The sequence below is a fragment of the Shewanella vesiculosa genome, assembly GCF_009994065.1.
GTDB classification, from domain to species: domain Bacteria; phylum Pseudomonadota; class Gammaproteobacteria; order Enterobacterales; family Shewanellaceae; genus Shewanella; species Shewanella vesiculosa.
On sequence record NZ_JAACSD010000004.1, the window covers coordinates 59,645 to 74,786 of the forward strand.

Annotated in this window: 14 protein-coding genes; 11 read left to right on the top strand and 3 right to left on the bottom strand. The window is 41.1% G+C overall.

Annotated features, from left to right (window positions below; genetic code table 11):
• Positions 1-277: 277 nt before the first annotated feature.
• Both narQ and GW828_RS02480 read left to right on the top strand, forming a co-directional pair.
• A complete protein-coding gene (gene narQ, locus GW828_RS02475) occupies positions 278-1,993 on the top strand; it encodes a nitrate/nitrite two-component system sensor histidine kinase NarQ (RefSeq protein WP_273057927.1) in 1,716 nt (571 codons plus the stop codon).
• Complete coding sequence (locus GW828_RS02480; RefSeq protein ID WP_182696666.1) at positions 1,986-2,615, top strand: response regulator; 630 nt, start codon at positions 1,986-1,988, stop codon at positions 2,613-2,615. Before narQ ends, GW828_RS02480 begins: the two co-directional genes overlap by 8 nt.
• A 97-nt stretch (positions 2,616-2,712) precedes the next feature.
• On the opposite strand, the gene GW828_RS02485 is transcribed toward GW828_RS02480, so the two are convergent.
• Positions 2,713-3,084 (bottom strand): YacL family protein, encoded by a 372-nt coding sequence (locus GW828_RS02485; RefSeq protein WP_182696667.1) that lies wholly within the window; start codon positions 3,082-3,084, stop codon positions 2,713-2,715.
• Between the two features lie 202 nt (positions 3,085-3,286).
• Between GW828_RS02485 and GW828_RS02490 the strand changes: the two genes are divergently transcribed.
• Positions 3,287-4,252: a zinc transporter ZntB gene (locus tag GW828_RS02490; protein WP_124018096.1), complete on the top strand. Its 966-nt coding sequence runs from the start codon at positions 3,287-3,289 to the stop codon at positions 4,250-4,252.
• Between the two features lie 286 nt (positions 4,253-4,538).
• On the opposite strand, the gene fkpA is transcribed toward GW828_RS02490, so the two are convergent.
• Positions 4,539-5,294, bottom strand: a complete 756-nt coding sequence (gene fkpA, locus GW828_RS02495; RefSeq protein ID WP_124018063.1) for an FKBP-type peptidyl-prolyl cis-trans isomerase — start codon at positions 5,292-5,294, stop codon at positions 4,539-4,541.
• Positions 5,295-5,462: 168 nt separating this feature from the next.
• On the opposite strand from fkpA, the gene GW828_RS02500 reads away from it, so the two are divergent.
• The 6 genes from GW828_RS02500 to pepN all read left to right on the top strand — a co-directional run bounded on the left by GW828_RS02500 (position 5,463) and on the right by pepN (position 12,153).
• Positions 5,463-6,434 (top strand): WD40 repeat domain-containing protein, encoded by a 972-nt coding sequence (locus GW828_RS02500; RefSeq protein ID WP_124018064.1) that lies wholly within the window; start codon positions 5,463-5,465, stop codon positions 6,432-6,434.
• 20 nt (positions 6,435-6,454) lie between these two features.
• Entirely contained in the window at positions 6,455-6,667 is a 213-nt protein-coding gene (locus tag GW828_RS02505) for a SlyX family protein (RefSeq protein WP_124018065.1), read from the top strand.
• Positions 6,668-6,896: 229 nt separating this feature from the next.
• On the top strand, positions 6,897-7,409 hold the full coding sequence (def, locus tag GW828_RS02510) for a peptide deformylase (RefSeq protein ID WP_182741075.1): 513 nt from the start codon (positions 6,897-6,899) through the stop codon (positions 7,407-7,409).
• Positions 7,403-8,773, top strand: a complete 1,371-nt coding sequence (locus tag GW828_RS02515) for a COG3014 family protein (protein WP_182741074.1) — start codon at positions 7,403-7,405, stop codon at positions 8,771-8,773. Before def ends, GW828_RS02515 begins: the two co-directional genes overlap by 7 nt.
• Positions 8,774-8,822: 49 nt before the next feature.
• Complete coding sequence (gene lpoB, locus GW828_RS02520; protein ID WP_182696671.1) at positions 8,823-9,416, top strand: penicillin-binding protein activator LpoB; 594 nt, start codon at positions 8,823-8,825, stop codon at positions 9,414-9,416.
• A gap of 76 nt (positions 9,417-9,492) precedes the next feature.
• On the top strand, positions 9,493-12,153 hold the full coding sequence (gene pepN, locus GW828_RS02525) for an aminopeptidase N (RefSeq protein ID WP_273057926.1): 2,661 nt from the start codon (positions 9,493-9,495) through the stop codon (positions 12,151-12,153).
• Between the two features lie 173 nt (positions 12,154-12,326).
• Here the strand turns inward: pepN and GW828_RS02530 are convergent, their stop codons facing one another.
• Positions 12,327-13,460, bottom strand: coding sequence for an endonuclease/exonuclease/phosphatase family protein (locus GW828_RS02530; RefSeq protein ID WP_273057925.1), 1,134 nt, complete (start codon positions 13,458-13,460; stop codon positions 12,327-12,329).
• Between the two features lie 388 nt (positions 13,461-13,848).
• On the opposite strand from GW828_RS02530, the gene GW828_RS02535 reads away from it, so the two are divergent.
• A complete protein-coding gene (locus GW828_RS02535) occupies positions 13,849-14,457 on the top strand; it encodes a CIA30 family protein (RefSeq protein ID WP_273057924.1) in 609 nt (202 codons plus the stop codon).
• A 24-nt stretch (positions 14,458-14,481) separates the two neighbouring features.
• Positions 14,482-15,087 (top strand): HAD family hydrolase, encoded by a 606-nt coding sequence (locus GW828_RS02540; RefSeq protein WP_124018072.1) that lies wholly within the window; start codon positions 14,482-14,484, stop codon positions 15,085-15,087.
• Positions 15,088-15,142: the final 55 nt, after the last annotated feature.

Here is a 15,142-nt window from a genome sequence, read left to right on the forward strand (position 1 = left end):
TCACCCTTCATCTCCGTGTTACATTATATTTAATTTAATAATCACGACATCACTAGAGACAAAGTTAGCTATTTAAAACGGCTTTAAATATACCTCTTATGGGGTATAGAGACTAAAGTTTGCGCCAGATCAATATGTAGACAGGATGTGTTTCACACTTTTGCAAACTTGTTAATGTTTTCAAGCGACACCTAATGTAGAACACACTATTGAACCTGGTATAAAACTGGGCTTTTGCTTATTTTTAATCCCTTACCGTTATCGACAGCAGGACTTTATGTTTACTCGTGGCAGCCTTACCTCCACCATTTTAAGTTTAATGCTCGTGGTGATTTTATTGTCATCAAGCTTAGCGGTGTTTTCCATCGTCAGTTTAACTTTTAGCTTGGGAGACGCCAGAGGAATAAACGCCTCAGGCTCGCTACGAATGCAAAGCTACCGACTATTGCTTGACGCCAATATTGGCAGCCATAATATCGATGAAAAAATTGCTGATTTCGAAACAACACTCAATTCTGAAGCGCTTAAACGCTCGCTTGCATGGTATAGCCCAAAAGAAATGCGTGACCAATACGTATTGGTTATTCATAAGTGGCAAGTAATGAAAGTCTATATTGAGGAAGGAAACATCCGCCTATACTCCGCTTCGTTAACCGACTTTGTTAACACCATTGATACCTTAGTGCTGAACATGGAACAGTTCGCCGCCTTTAAATTAAAGTTACTGGTTATTGGGCAAATTATTGGTTTATCTATTTTACTGATTATTGCTTTTTTTGCGGTGGCATTTACCCGTAAGCGCGTCGTTAAGCCATTGCAATTATTGATAGAAAGTTCCACAACAATCTCTAAAGGAAACTTCAAAGTTAAAATGCCTAAAACGGACTATATTGAACTCACCGCCTTAGGTAATGCATTGCAAAAAACTGCCGCTGAATTAGCCAGCTTATATGAAGATTTAGAAAACCAAGTCAACGAAAAAACCTTGGCATTGACCCGCACAAATAACGAGTTAAAGTTTCTATACGACAACCTTGTCATGTTACATGCCAATAAACTCGACTATAAAGCCTTACAATCAGCAATCAATCAATTGAAATATTATGAAAATTTATCCTATTTACGCTTAGTTATTGAACATGATGACGGCTCTAAAGACATCATTAAGGCTGAAGGGGGCTGGCCAGATGAATTACCGATTGAATCGTTACACTTTCCATTATTAATAGAAAAGACTCAATTGGGCTATTTGGATGTGATATCTCATCGACCAGTTAACCGATTACTGTTTGAAAACTTCGCCATGATGTTAACGCGCTCTATTACCATCCATAATGCATCTGAACAACGCCAACAATTAGCGCTACTCGAAGAGCGTGCTGTGATTGCCCGAGAACTACACGACTCAATTGGGCAATTATTATCTTTTTTAAAAATCCAAGTCAGTTTATTACGCAAAAGCCTCAATGACTCATGTAGAAGCCCAGAAGTAGAAGCCCAATTGATGGAGATAAACGAAGGTGTCAGTACGGCTTATGTTCAATTACGTGAACTGTTATCGACCTTTAGGTTAACCATTAAAGAACCTAATTTACCGCAAGCTATCGACGTAATGTTGGATCAGTTACGCCATCAAAGCCAAATTGATATCCAATTGAATTACAAACTATCAGCGCACTTACTTGAAGCAAAACAGCACATTCATATTTTGCAATTAATTCGTGAAGCGACATTAAATGCAATAAAACACGCTACCCCTGAGCATATAGTGATAGATTGTCAGTTAACCGACAAGGGCATGATTACTATCTCAATTTGTGATGATGGCATCGGTGTGACACATTTAGTAGAACGAGATCAACACTTTGGTATTGGTATCATGCATGAACGCGCCAACAAACTGAATGGGATCGTATCGTTCAATAGTAACCAGCTTGGTGGCACTACTGTTACGCTGAGCTTTCCACCTCAACAGGAGCCTTTAAATGGGTAAGCCGTATTCTGTACTTGTTGTCGACGACCATCCGTTATTACGTCGTGGTATTTGCCAATTAATCACCTCAGACAGTGACTTCAGCCTTTTTGGTGAAACCGGCACGGGACTAGAAGCACTAACCGCTGTGGCCGAAAATGAACCCGATATTATTTTGCTCGATTTGAACATGAAAGGCATGTCTGGCCTTGATACTCTTAATGCGATGCGTCAAGAGGGAGTGACAGCAAGAATTGTTATTTTAACGGTTTCTGATGCTAAACAAGATGTCACTCGACTGCTACGCGCTGGTGCCGATGGTTATTTACTCAAAGACACTGAGCCTGATTTATTGTTAGAGCAACTCAAAAACGCCATGCTAGGCCATCGGGTAATCAGTAATGAAGTAGAAGCTTATCTTTATGAATTAGAGAGCGCTATTGACGACAACAGCTGGGTAGAAACCTTGACCCCTCGCGAATTACAAATATTACAACAACTGGCAGAAGGTAAAAGTAACCGAATGATCGCTGAGGATTTACACATCAGCGAGGGCACGGTCAAAGTACACGTTAAAAATTTACTGCGTAAAGCCAATGCAAAATCACGGACAGAAATGGCAGTTCGCTACCTTAATAATTAGCCCACTATCAAAGTTTAAATCACCATTAACAATTAACAACAAAGCCATTTAAACTTGGTTTTGTTGTTAGTTAACATCAACGAGAATTAAGACATGATTATTTATCGTTAATAAATGCTAACCAACTCTCCAGTACTGACTCAAAATCTTCAAGACCACAATAAGATTCAGATTCCGCATTGTACAGGCTCATAGAGTCTTCTAATAAGTGCTCTTCCTCAAAATCAATCACACTGGCAAATACTCTCACTTGCTCAGAGTCAATATCGATGGTTAATTCTCCACCGACATCTCGCATGTGGTTTAGGGTCCCAGATTTGATTAATGCTATCTGCGTTAGAATATGAATCGCTTTGCTCTTGTCGTCACCAAGCTCTTCTGCAAACCATCTGCCTAACACTTCATGATCCATACTAAATTCAGCAAATACCGTGCCTTCTAGGCGGTTACGACGAAATTGATATTCCATACTAGAACTCTTTTTTGTTAGTATTTTTTCTATTTTAACCGATGATCGGCGACTCCGCTGCTAGTTAACAGACCGAATAATGTGTTTGATGGTTAAATATACGATAACTAAAGGATTTCATTTTATAAGATTGCTTTAAACTTGGGCAAGATTAAAAAGTAGCGTAAATTATGACAATAGTGATCACATGGACTCTCTTATAATGAATAATGGTTTTATATACAGTTTGTTGCTAACGGGGCCCAATGCAGGCCAGTCATTGACTGAGGAACAAATAGCACAATGGCAACCTGCTGATGGTCTGTTATGGCTACATCTGCGTTACCGCGAACCTAAAGCGCGTAAATGGATCCTCAACTCTGGCTTAGATAGAGTTGAGAGGGATACCCTCTTGGCTACTGATACTCGCCCGCGAGTATTAAGCTCAGACAAAGGTATCTTATTGGCGCTGCGTGGGGTTAATTTAAATCCTAACTCAGATCCTGAAGACATGGTTGCTGTGCGGATCTACGCTGAAGAATCCAAAATCATTTCAACTTGCGAGCGCCAGCTACAATCCGTAATTGATGTTGCCGATGCAATCGTTCAAGGTAAGGGCCCAATTGATAGCGCGGCGTTTATCATGGCCATTTGCGAACGCCTAACGCAACGCAAAGTAGAGTTTATTGGCAAGCTTGAAGAACAGCTCGATGAACTAGAAGAACGTGTTGTGACTCAAGTGAACAAGAGCTTGCGCACCGACATTGCAGAATTGCGCAGACAGACCGTAGTGTTGCGTCGCTACCTTGCGCCACAACGAGAAGCATTTTCTCGTATGCTGCAAGAAACCAGCGAATTATTTGATCACAATGATAAAGTCCGTCTTCGTGAAATACATGAAACGCTGATTCGAGTAATTGAGGATCTGGATGCTATACGCGACCGCGCCAGCGTCACCCAAGAAGAACTACAATCGCAACAATCCGAGCAAGTGAATCAAAGACTGTATTTTTTATCTTTAATTTCGGCCGTATTTCTGCCATTAGGATTTTTAACCGGTTTATTAGGCGTCAATATTGGTGGCATTCCTGGTGCGGAATCAAACTGGGCTTTTGCAGCATTCTGTGGTGGATTATTTGCACTCATTGCCTTACAAATGTACCTATTTTACCGCTTAAAATGGCTATAACCTGACGATAATTTAACGGTAATCTGGCATTTGCATTTATTCGTGAGCTTAGGCAATCATTAAATTAAGCGTCTCTGTTATATCAGCGCTATTATTGGCGTCATGGCATCAGTATTACGACATTTGATACGCCTAACATAGCGCAACATTGGCAGACTGAATGATGCAATTATTTAGATCTAAGATAAACACCTTCAAGCCAACTTCAATGTAAACAAAAAGGACGCCGAAGCGTCCTTTTTACTATCAAAATGTCAATCACTGAGCGACTGAACTATAGATGATATTACTTAGCATCTGCAGCAGGTGCCGGTGCTTTTTCTACTGAAACCAATTCAACTTCAAAAACAAGTGTTGAATTAGCAGGAATAGTACCCGTGTCGCGTTCACCGTAAGCAAGTTCTGATGGGATAACAAACTTGTACTTAGCGCCTACAGGCATTAACTGCACGCCTTCAGTCCAACCAGGAATAACGCGGTTTAATGGGAACTTAGCCGTTTCACCACGAGCATAAGAGCTATCAAACTCAGTACCGTCAATTAACGTGCCACGATAATGTACTTCTACAGTATCTTCAGCTGCTGGTTTCTCACCGGTACCTGGCTCTAATACTTCATACTGTAAACCAGACTCAGTAGTCGTTACGCCTTCTTTAGCTTTGTTTTCTTCTAAGAATTTTTTGCCTTCAGCAATCGATTTAGCCGCTAAAGCTTCAGCTTGCTCTAAACGTTTGTCATTTAACTTTTTATCTAGATTTTGCAATACAGTCTGCATTTCTTCTTCTGTTAACAGCATTTCTTCGCCTAAGCCATCGCTAAAGCCTTTAATCACCATATTACGGTCAACAGTAAAACCTAATTCTTCTTGTTCTTTAATGTGGCCAGACATGTACTTACCAATTGAACCACCAACACTATATGCTTCTTTTTGAACGTCAGTTGTTAATTCAACTTTCTTTTGAGCAACGTCTTGTGCTTCATTACACGCAGTAAGGCCAACAACGGCTAATGCAACTAACGATAATTTGTAAATAGATTTCATTAAAGCTTCCTCAGCATCCTTTAGTGGTTACAATAACCTTAATACATTCAATCAATGAGATGTTTAAGTGGTCATGTTCGTTTGCCACTTTATACTAGTTAAAACGGTTATACCATTGGGTAAACCTTATATGACAAGGTTTAGGACAATAATTCAAGGAGCAAGTTCATGACACGCGTTTCAATGCTGCTTTTTTGTTCAACACTCGTCCTAACAGGTCTGCTATCTGCATGCCAACCTAGCCCAACTCAAGTACACGTTATCACGACCGATGCCAGTTACAGTGCAAGCTTGTCAAACGATGCCACCATCGCCTTAGTAAGCACAGCCCATAACGGAGTACAAGTATGGGACCTCAGCCATTCAAGCCTATCTTATCAGTGGTTCCAAGGGCAGCAACAAAATACCAGTAATGTTATTGACACTGCAATATCTGCTAATAACCTTTATGCCGCAACAATTAGTAGCCATTCCTTAGCCATATGGCGCTTAACCGATGGCTCTTCAGTGGGATGGTGGTCATTACCCTCTTATGCCCAAAGTGTCGCCATCGCCAATACAGGGCAAACACTCGTTGGTTTAGTCGATGGATCTGTAATGTCATTGTCGCCAGAAAAATCGCGACTCATCCAGTTTTTAGCCCACAAAGAAAAGGTTAATAGTGTTTCAATTAGTGCCGATGGTAACAGCGCATTAAGTGGCGATAATGATGGCAAGGTGATTCTTTGGCAAACTCAAACTGGCCAGCCACAGCAACAATGGCAGTTGAGCTCACGCGTGACGAAAGTGCTAATTAATGACTCAGCTTCACTCAGTTTTGCCAGCGATATCACTGGTAACGCCACCCTGTGGCAATCTGATACAGGCATTCTCATTAGTCATCTGGATATTAATCGACGCCAAATGAACTTTTCAACGGCTCGTTTTGTCAATAATGATCAGCAATTACTCACAGGAACGCCATCAAGAGAAATCTTTTTATGGCAAATTAACTCGGGTAAACAAGTTTCGCATTGGCAAGTTCAATTGAGTAAAAACACCCAAAATAGAGGGGCTGTAGTATACTCTGCCACTATGCCAGCACCTGGCTCAATCGTCAGTATTAGCAGCCAAGGTTTAGTTGAATATTGGCAGCAGTAATTAATTAATAAGAGGTCTACATGGACAGCATTTTGCAAAAAATTGATGATCTTGAAATGAAACTATCATTTCAAGATATCTCTATTGAAGAGTTAAACCAAGAAGTGATAAAACTCAATGCATTAGTTGCCAGACAACAACAGCAAATGCTATTAATGGTAAATAAACTGCATTCTATTGAGCCAAGTAACATGGCGTCTCCAGCTGAAGAGACACCTCCGCCGCATTACTAACTCTTTACAGTAAAGAACATCTCTCGAAAAAATGATAAATCGCACTATAGATTCGACGCCCAACTATGTGGCTAGACTCAGATCGAGAATCAGTTAACTATGGGTGAGATTGAAGATATTATCAGTAAGTTGTAACATTTTTAAGTCGCTATATGTGAAGCAATCACGATTTGAAAAATAGATTAATGCCGATCGTCATTAACACAAACAACAAGGACAGCCGTCACTTATGCAGCTAAAGCCATTACTCAGCATTGCCACGACAGGCGAAGAGATACTGACTCAAAAAGCTGAACCCGTGACGGTGTTTGACCAAGCGTTACACACTTTAGCTGATAATATGCTCAGCACTATGCTAAACGCAAATGGTGTTGGTATTGCGGCAACGCAAGTGTTTAGTAAAGCGGCCATGTTTATTATGGCGTCAAATCCCAACGAACGTTATCCCGATGCCCCATTAATGGCTCCGATTGTGGTCATAAATCCGCAGATATTAGCCGCATCGGCTGCGACTGAAGTTGGAGTTGAAGGCTGTTTATCGATCCCAGGGCAGCGGCTATCGATTTCACGACATTGCGAAATTAAAGTGCAATTCCAGTCACTAGATGGCCAGTTACATCAACAAACATTAACGGGTTTTGTTGCCCGTATTTTTCAACATGAATATGACCATTTACAAGGCATAACCTTACTTGAACGGGTCAATCTGATGGCAACCAAGATCCAGGTGACACAATGTTAAGAACATTCTGTATTGGGTTAATTCTCAGCCTTAGCCTATCCGGTTGCGCTTTTAACAGTGTATTTGTTAATTACCCGTCGCAAATTGCTCCATTTAAACAACAGCTCAACAGCGAGACTCCAGCAGCAAACATCACCGATTTAGCCAATAATATCAGCGGCAATGATGGCTTACTTTATGCCCAAGAATCGGGACGTATTATGCAAGTTGCGGGCGATTTTACTCGCAGTAAAACCTACTACCAACAAGCCATCGATGCTTATCAAAGATTTGATGACAAAGCCATCGTTAGCGCCAGCAAGTTAGGCGCAGGTGCAAGCAGCCTGTTACTAAACGATAATGCGATTCCATATCGAGGTCCAGGTTATGAGCGCATCATGCTACATCAATATCAGGCGCTTAATTATTTATTCAGCGGCGATATTCAAGGGGCATTAGTAGAAGTCCGCCGCAGCAATGAGCTGCAAAGCCTTGAGCAAGCACGCTATCAACAATCACAAAAGTCAGTACAAGACATGGCTAATGGCGTCATCGATGATCAAGTGGAGCGGTTAGGTAAAGAAGCTGGAAATGTGACGAGTTCGTTTCTCAATGCTTACAGTTATTACACCACGGGGTTATTGCACGAACTGGCTAACGAACCTAACGATGCCTTTATTGATTACCGAAAAGCGGCGCAAATTACCCCAGATAATGTTTTTCTCCAACAAGACTTGGTCCGTTTAGCCAAACAATTAAGCATGCCTCAATATGATGAGTTTAAACGGCGCTGGGGAGAGGCGACATTACCCACTGCGGGTCAGGGGCAAGTAATCTTTATTATTGAACAAGGCTTTGTACCTGAAAAACAAAGTATTACGGTTCCTTTCCCCATTAACGGTAATATACAATCGGCCTCATTAGCCACTTACTTGCCGCAACATCCATTAGCAAATAATAACCAAATTCAAGGGCTCGATGCGCCACTGACCGCGCAAGCCATTGCCAATATTGATGCGTTAGCCATTAATGCATTAAAAGAAGATTTACCCGCAGCCTTGTTTCGTCAAGCGGCAAGAGTTTATGCTAAGTACCAAATGAACCGTAGCGTACAAAACAGTGACCAACGCGCCAATAATCAAGTTGATGCTGCTGCGATGGTGATGCAAATATTTAATGTTATCACTGAGCAAGCTGATCGCAGAAGCTGGCTCACGCTACCACGACAAGCTCAAATTGCCCGACAATTTATCGACGCTGGCAGCTATAATATTCACCTAAATAACAGTAAAAATGTAAAAATTGACGTAACAGCAAACCGTACAACATTAATTTGGGCAATAGAGACTGGAAATCGTACCCGTTTTTATTCGATAATAATCTGATAAACGATAATTACATATCAACTGTCACTCATCACTAATGGAATTTACTATGAAAAATTTGAAACTGATATTGATACTCGCAGCAGTGATGGGGCTGAGCGCCTGTCAATCTAAAGTAGAGTATGGCGACGCTACTGAAGTTGAAACCGTTAACGAGAACTTCGGCTCCACCGATCTTCAAGCTATTGCAGCTAAAATGGTCGACAGCATGATGGCATTCCCACCAGTGGTGGTAATGACGCAGAGCAACCGTCCGATTGTATTTGTGGATAAAATTAAAAATAAAACTTCTGAGCATATTGATACTGAATCGGTAACCGATAGCATTAGCAACAAGCTATTACGCTCTGGTAAGTTCCGTTTTATTGATATGACTAAGGTTGATACTGTTCGCAAACAACTCGATTATCAAAACAATGCGGGCATGGTCGATCCATCTACTGCGATTAAATTTGGTCGCCAAATTGGCGCGCAATATATGCTTTATGGCAACTTGTCGAGCATTGTTAAACAAGATGGCAGCACCAAAGACGTTTATTACAAGATGACCATGCGTTTAATGGATCTTGAAACAGGTTTAATTGAATGGTCTGATGAAAAAGAAATCCGTAAAATGAAATCAAAGTCATTTTTAGGTTTATAAGTCACAACCTATAACATTAAAGCCGACATTGTTGTCGGCTTTTTCATTAATCTAATAATAAGTTAGGAACACTAACGTGAAATTGTTATCCACTGAATTGTTTAGTCCTCGGGTTATTAAAACCAGTCTCATCGCATTATGTTGTGCTAGCGTTATTAGCTGCAGTAGCTCAATATCCACCACCGCCTTTCAACGGGATGGCTCTGCCTACATTAGCCAAGAACAAGCGCAAGCTAGATCCAGTGTGATATCAAATGCGCAATATGAGCTCACTTTCTTTCTAAGTGAACATAGTCAATTCAGTGCAAAATCAGTTGTTAACTTTGACTTAAGCAGCGTGCCAAAAGCGCTTACGCTCGACCTTAATAAAGCCAATATCAAACAATTTATCATTAACGGTACTAAGGTATATCCTAATTACAATGGTGCTTATATTGTACTAAATCAAAGCCTACTAGTAGATGGCCACAATACCGTAGAAGTCGAGTTTACTCGCGAGCACAGCACCAATGGTGAAGGCTTACATCGTTTTGTCGATCCCGTAGACGGTAAAGTTTACTTGTACTCGCATTTTGAACCTGCTGCCGCTCAGCAAATGTTTGCCGTATTTGATCAACCCGACCTTAAAGCCAGCTATCAAATCAATGTTCATGCCCCCAAAGACTGGCAAGTGATCAGTGCTATGCGTGAAACCAATATCGTCGACCAAGGTGAAACCAACTTATGGACCTTCCCTGCCACGCCTAAGTTGAGCCCCTATAACTTTTCTATGCACGCTGGTCCATACCATGTTTGGGAAGACAACTCAGGCCGTTATCCAATGCGCTTGTTTTCGCGTCAATCAGTAGCGGATCAAGTTTCACCACAAGATTGGTTTACTTACACCAAACAAGGGTTAGACTTTTTTGATCGCTACTTTGGTATTGCATACCCGTTTAAAAAATACGACCAAGTATTGGTGCCTGACTTCCTTTACGGTGCAATGGAAAATGCTGGGGCAATTACCTTTTCAGAAGACCGTTTCTTATTTAATGCCGCAATGACCGCTGAACAAAAAGAACGGTTAGCCGGCGTTATCATGCACGAAATGGCGCACCAATGGTTTGGCGACTTAGTGACAATGAAGTGGTGGAATGGCTTATGGTTAAATGAAAGCTTTGCCTCGTTTATGGGCACCCTTGCTACCAGCGAAGCAACCGAGTTTAGCAATGCATGGCGTAGCTTTTATGCTAAAGGTAAGCAAGCAGCTTACCATCAAGACAGCTTAGTCACGACCCATCCTATTGAAGTACCTGTGGCCACCAGCAAAAATGCCTTTGATAACATCGATGCCATTACTTATCAAAAAGGCGCATCAACCATTAAGCAATTACGTCACTTGCTCGGTGAAGACATTTTTCGCCGTGGTGTAAGCCAATATCTTACACAATATAGCTATCAAAATGCTGAGCTCAATGACTTTATCAATAGTCTAGCTACTGCCAGTGGTCGAGATTTATCCCAGTGGACCAAAGAATGGTTATATGCCGCAGGGGTCAATACCATCAAAGCCCAGTACACCTGCCAAGGTGGACAAATTAACTCATTCGCTTTAGTACAAACAGCAGATAGCCAATTTCCAACATTACGCGAACAACGTGTTCAAATTGGGCTATTTAACAAAAACAGGTACGAACTTGAAAAACAACAAGTCATCGCAGTTACCTATAAAGGCGCTTACACCAAAGTTGATCAGTTAATCGGTGAGGTTTGCCCTGATTTAGTCTATCCCAACTATGACGACTGGGGATTTGTAAAAGTTGAGTTAGACACGAGTTCATTTAATACCGCTAAGCAGTCTCTCGGCCAAGTGAGCGATCCGTTATTACGCTCAATGTTGTGGCAAAGTATGTGGGACAGCGTCATTGATGGTAATACATCAATGGAGCAGTTCTTAAATATCGCATTAATTAATGCACCACTGGAAAAAGATTACACCATATTAGGTCAAGTGCTTGGTAATCTTCAGCAAGCCAAAAACTATCTTGATCTTATGGCACCCATGCATGCAAGTTACAACAGCAAAATATCAAAGGCATTAAGCCAAATGAGCTTGCGTATGAGCATGGAAAGTTACCGTAACCGAGACTTCCAACGCCGTTGGTTCGATGCCTATATTAGCCTGTCTAGTCACGGCGAGGCGTTAAAACATATTCAATCTTTACTGCAAAGTAAAAGCCATATTAAAGGGTTAAGCATAGATCAAGACTTGCGCTGGGCCATGATCCGCCAGTTAAACCGCTATGATTATGGTGACGCTCAAGCGTTACTTGCTCAAGAAAAACATCTTGATCAATCTGACTCCGGCGAAAAAGCAGCTATTGCAGCTGAAGCCATCCGTCCGCAGTCAGCGCTTAAACGCCAATGGTTAAATACCATTGAGAATAATGACACTATGCCTTTCTCTAAGATCCGTATTGCGATGTTTAACCTCTATCCTGCGGAGCAAAAGCTATTAAGTGCGGCGACCGCAGAACAACGCTTTGCTAACCTACCGTTAATGGACGATAAAGGACCAGTATTTATGCGTAGTTTTGCCGCGGCACTGATCCCGACGCAGTGCAGTGCAGGCAACATTAATGCAATTAGTGATGTCCTAGATACGCAAACAGGTTTATCACAACTCGCGCGCCGCGCCCTACTTGAAACCCGTCAAGAAGAGCAGCGCTGCGTAAAAATAAAACTGCTATTGCAGTAACCGCTACTCTAGTCGTAATAACAATCAATGGATTAGTCATTTAATGATGAAGCCATGGGGTGAATACAAAAAAGCGCTGATAAATATCAGCGCTTTTTTATTAGCTCAATAAAACAACTCTATACTGAGCCTGTGGATTTTATAGCATTTGATAAATTACATAATAAATATCATTAACTGCGTACGCTAAAACTCATCATCACAGGTGCATGGTCTGTGCTGTCACTATCGCGTTCATAGTCAGGTCGAACGAGATGGCGATCAAACGTTTTATAATCAATTATATGAGCAAGATTTTGTTGCTGAGTTGGATTAAACTCACTCGATACTAATATGTAATCAAGCACAGAACCACTGTTGCCATAGTAATGTGTCGGCTGTCTGACCGGATGGGGTTGCTCATCAACTAATGCGCTTGATTCAAACTCATCTTGGGCCAAGGTCGCATTACACTTGGTGGCGGCAATAAACAACTCATAGCTGTCAAACAAACTGCTTTGGTGTAATTCAGCCATCAATGACGTTTCGCCTAACTTAGCCAGCCCAGGGTCTTCAATATCACTGCGAAACACTCGTAATTGATTATTAAACGCGGCTAAGAGTTCACTACCCATAGTGTCATTAAAGTCACCCATTAACATGAAAGGTTGCTGACTTTGTTGTCGTCTCATTAACATTTGATGGCACAACAATGCTGATTCACTGCCTCGCTGTAAACTCGATGCCCAGCGCCCAAGCACTTGCCTTGCTACAAAATCTGCACCACCATGTAAACCACTTTCACTGATATCGTCGCGACTGACACCGCTACGCTTAGACTTAAGATGAATCACATAACAATCACATGGCCCAAAAATAGGTAACTGTATGGTTGCTCGAAGTGGTTTACGGCTAAAACTAAATGACTCAGCTAAACCTAATTGATTGACCCATTGCGGATCTGGCACGACATTAACCGAATCGATAATAGGATACTTAGATGCAATCGCCACGACTGGACTTCGATACACATAGTCACTCACCACTTCAGGTAAATCTAGTGCCACAAAATATTCATACCCCAGAGACTTAGTCAGCACAGCTAAGGCATCGGGACTAAACACTTCTTGAAAAGCAATAATGTCAGCTTGAGATTGGTTAATAAAATCACTTAACCAGGCACACTTTTTTTGCCACTGTTTATCACTATAGATATTTTCAAAATCATAAAAAGCATAAGGCGGTTCAATAAAATTAAATAAATTAATGCTTACCACACTAAAGGTAAGCGCGGCTGACTGAGTCGATAACCCACCGTTTACGTCCAAAATATCTTGTCCCTCAGGTCTATCATCTGTTGATATGATTGCTCATCATCGAAGATAAATAGCCACTTAATAAAACCTATACCAAGGGTACTGACAAGATCCCAACTTGTCGAATATAACTCTCCCCCAGATGGGAAGGATCTGGCATTGAAAAAGAACGGCAAAATAAGTGAACCTAAATTGAATAGCACGCGTAATAAATGATAGCTATACCGTTAGATGACACCTGATAGACCAAAGCCCGATACGTTAGACCCCATGTAGCAAGACCCGATGCAGTAAGTAACATTATCCTCCGTAAGACCCTTTATGGCTTATCCCTCACCCTGATAAGCCATTTTTTTATGGCCTTTGGAGCGATAAATCGAACGATAATGAATAGGAGTATATGATGGTATTACTCAATACACAGGACGGGCATATTAGCCGAAAAGTACCAATAGGTATTCGAACTGTCGCAGGAATTTTACTAATGTTTGGCCAACCCGCATGGAGTGCCAGTGAGGATAATATGTTATTTCATTTTACTGATCCGAGTCACTTTACAAAATGGTTAATCAATAATGACACTGTAATGGGTGGTATTTCACAAAGCAAAGTTGAAATTAACCAGCAAGTGTTGTTATTTACAGGGTCTGTGTCATTGGAAAACAATGGCGGGTTCGCATCGATAGAGTCGAATTATAAGCATCCAATTATCGATCAATCAGAGCTTAGTCTCACAGTTAAAGGCGATGGTAAAACCTATCAAATACGCCTAAAATCACCCAACTTATCGTATGGTGAAGCGTATGTAGCGAATTTTATCACTCGTCCAAATACGCTAACGCAACATACTTTTATCCCTGCTGATTTTACCGTTAACTTCAGGGGACGTAAGGTTGCAAATGCACCAGCATTAGATTTTAATGACATTGATCGGGTTGGCTTTTTAGTGGCACAAAAACAACAAGGTCCGTTTTTAATTGAGTTACACTCAATGCAATTTAACCGATAAATATAAATTAGATAAGGGTATTAATTGAATTTACCAATGCAAATTAAAGGTATTATTTTTGACTTAGATGGTACCTTAGTTGAATCCAGTTTAGACTTTAACTTAATTCGTCAGCAAATTGGTTGTCCTGATAGTATCGATCTCCTTAAATATGTCGACGAGTTAAGCTGCAAAGACACTCAAGCCAGCGCCAATCAGATTATCCTTGATCATGAATACCAAGATGCAATCAATGCCAAACCGATTAAAGGCATGGCAGAGCTGATTAATGCTATTGAAGCGGCAAAACTCCCCACTGCTATAGTGACTCGTAATAGCCTTGCCGCCAGTGCAATGAAAGTAAAACAGAATAATATCGCCATCAATCACGTATTGACCAGAGAAGATTATCCAGCAAAACCGGCCCCGGATGCACTGCTAGCCATAGCAACTCAATGGCAAATTTCACCGCAACATATTATCTATGTCGGCGACTATTTATATGATATTCAGGCAGCTAACAATGCCGGCATGATAGCTTGTTTTATTAATCATGGAGTTGATAGCGAATATCAACATCTCGCCGATATTATTATCAATGATCTAAGCCAATTGCAGCAGTTATTAGTTAGTCACTCTCACAATGATTAACACCAGTACTGATTAGGAACGTCTTGAGTCATAACATGAATATTAATATGGGCAT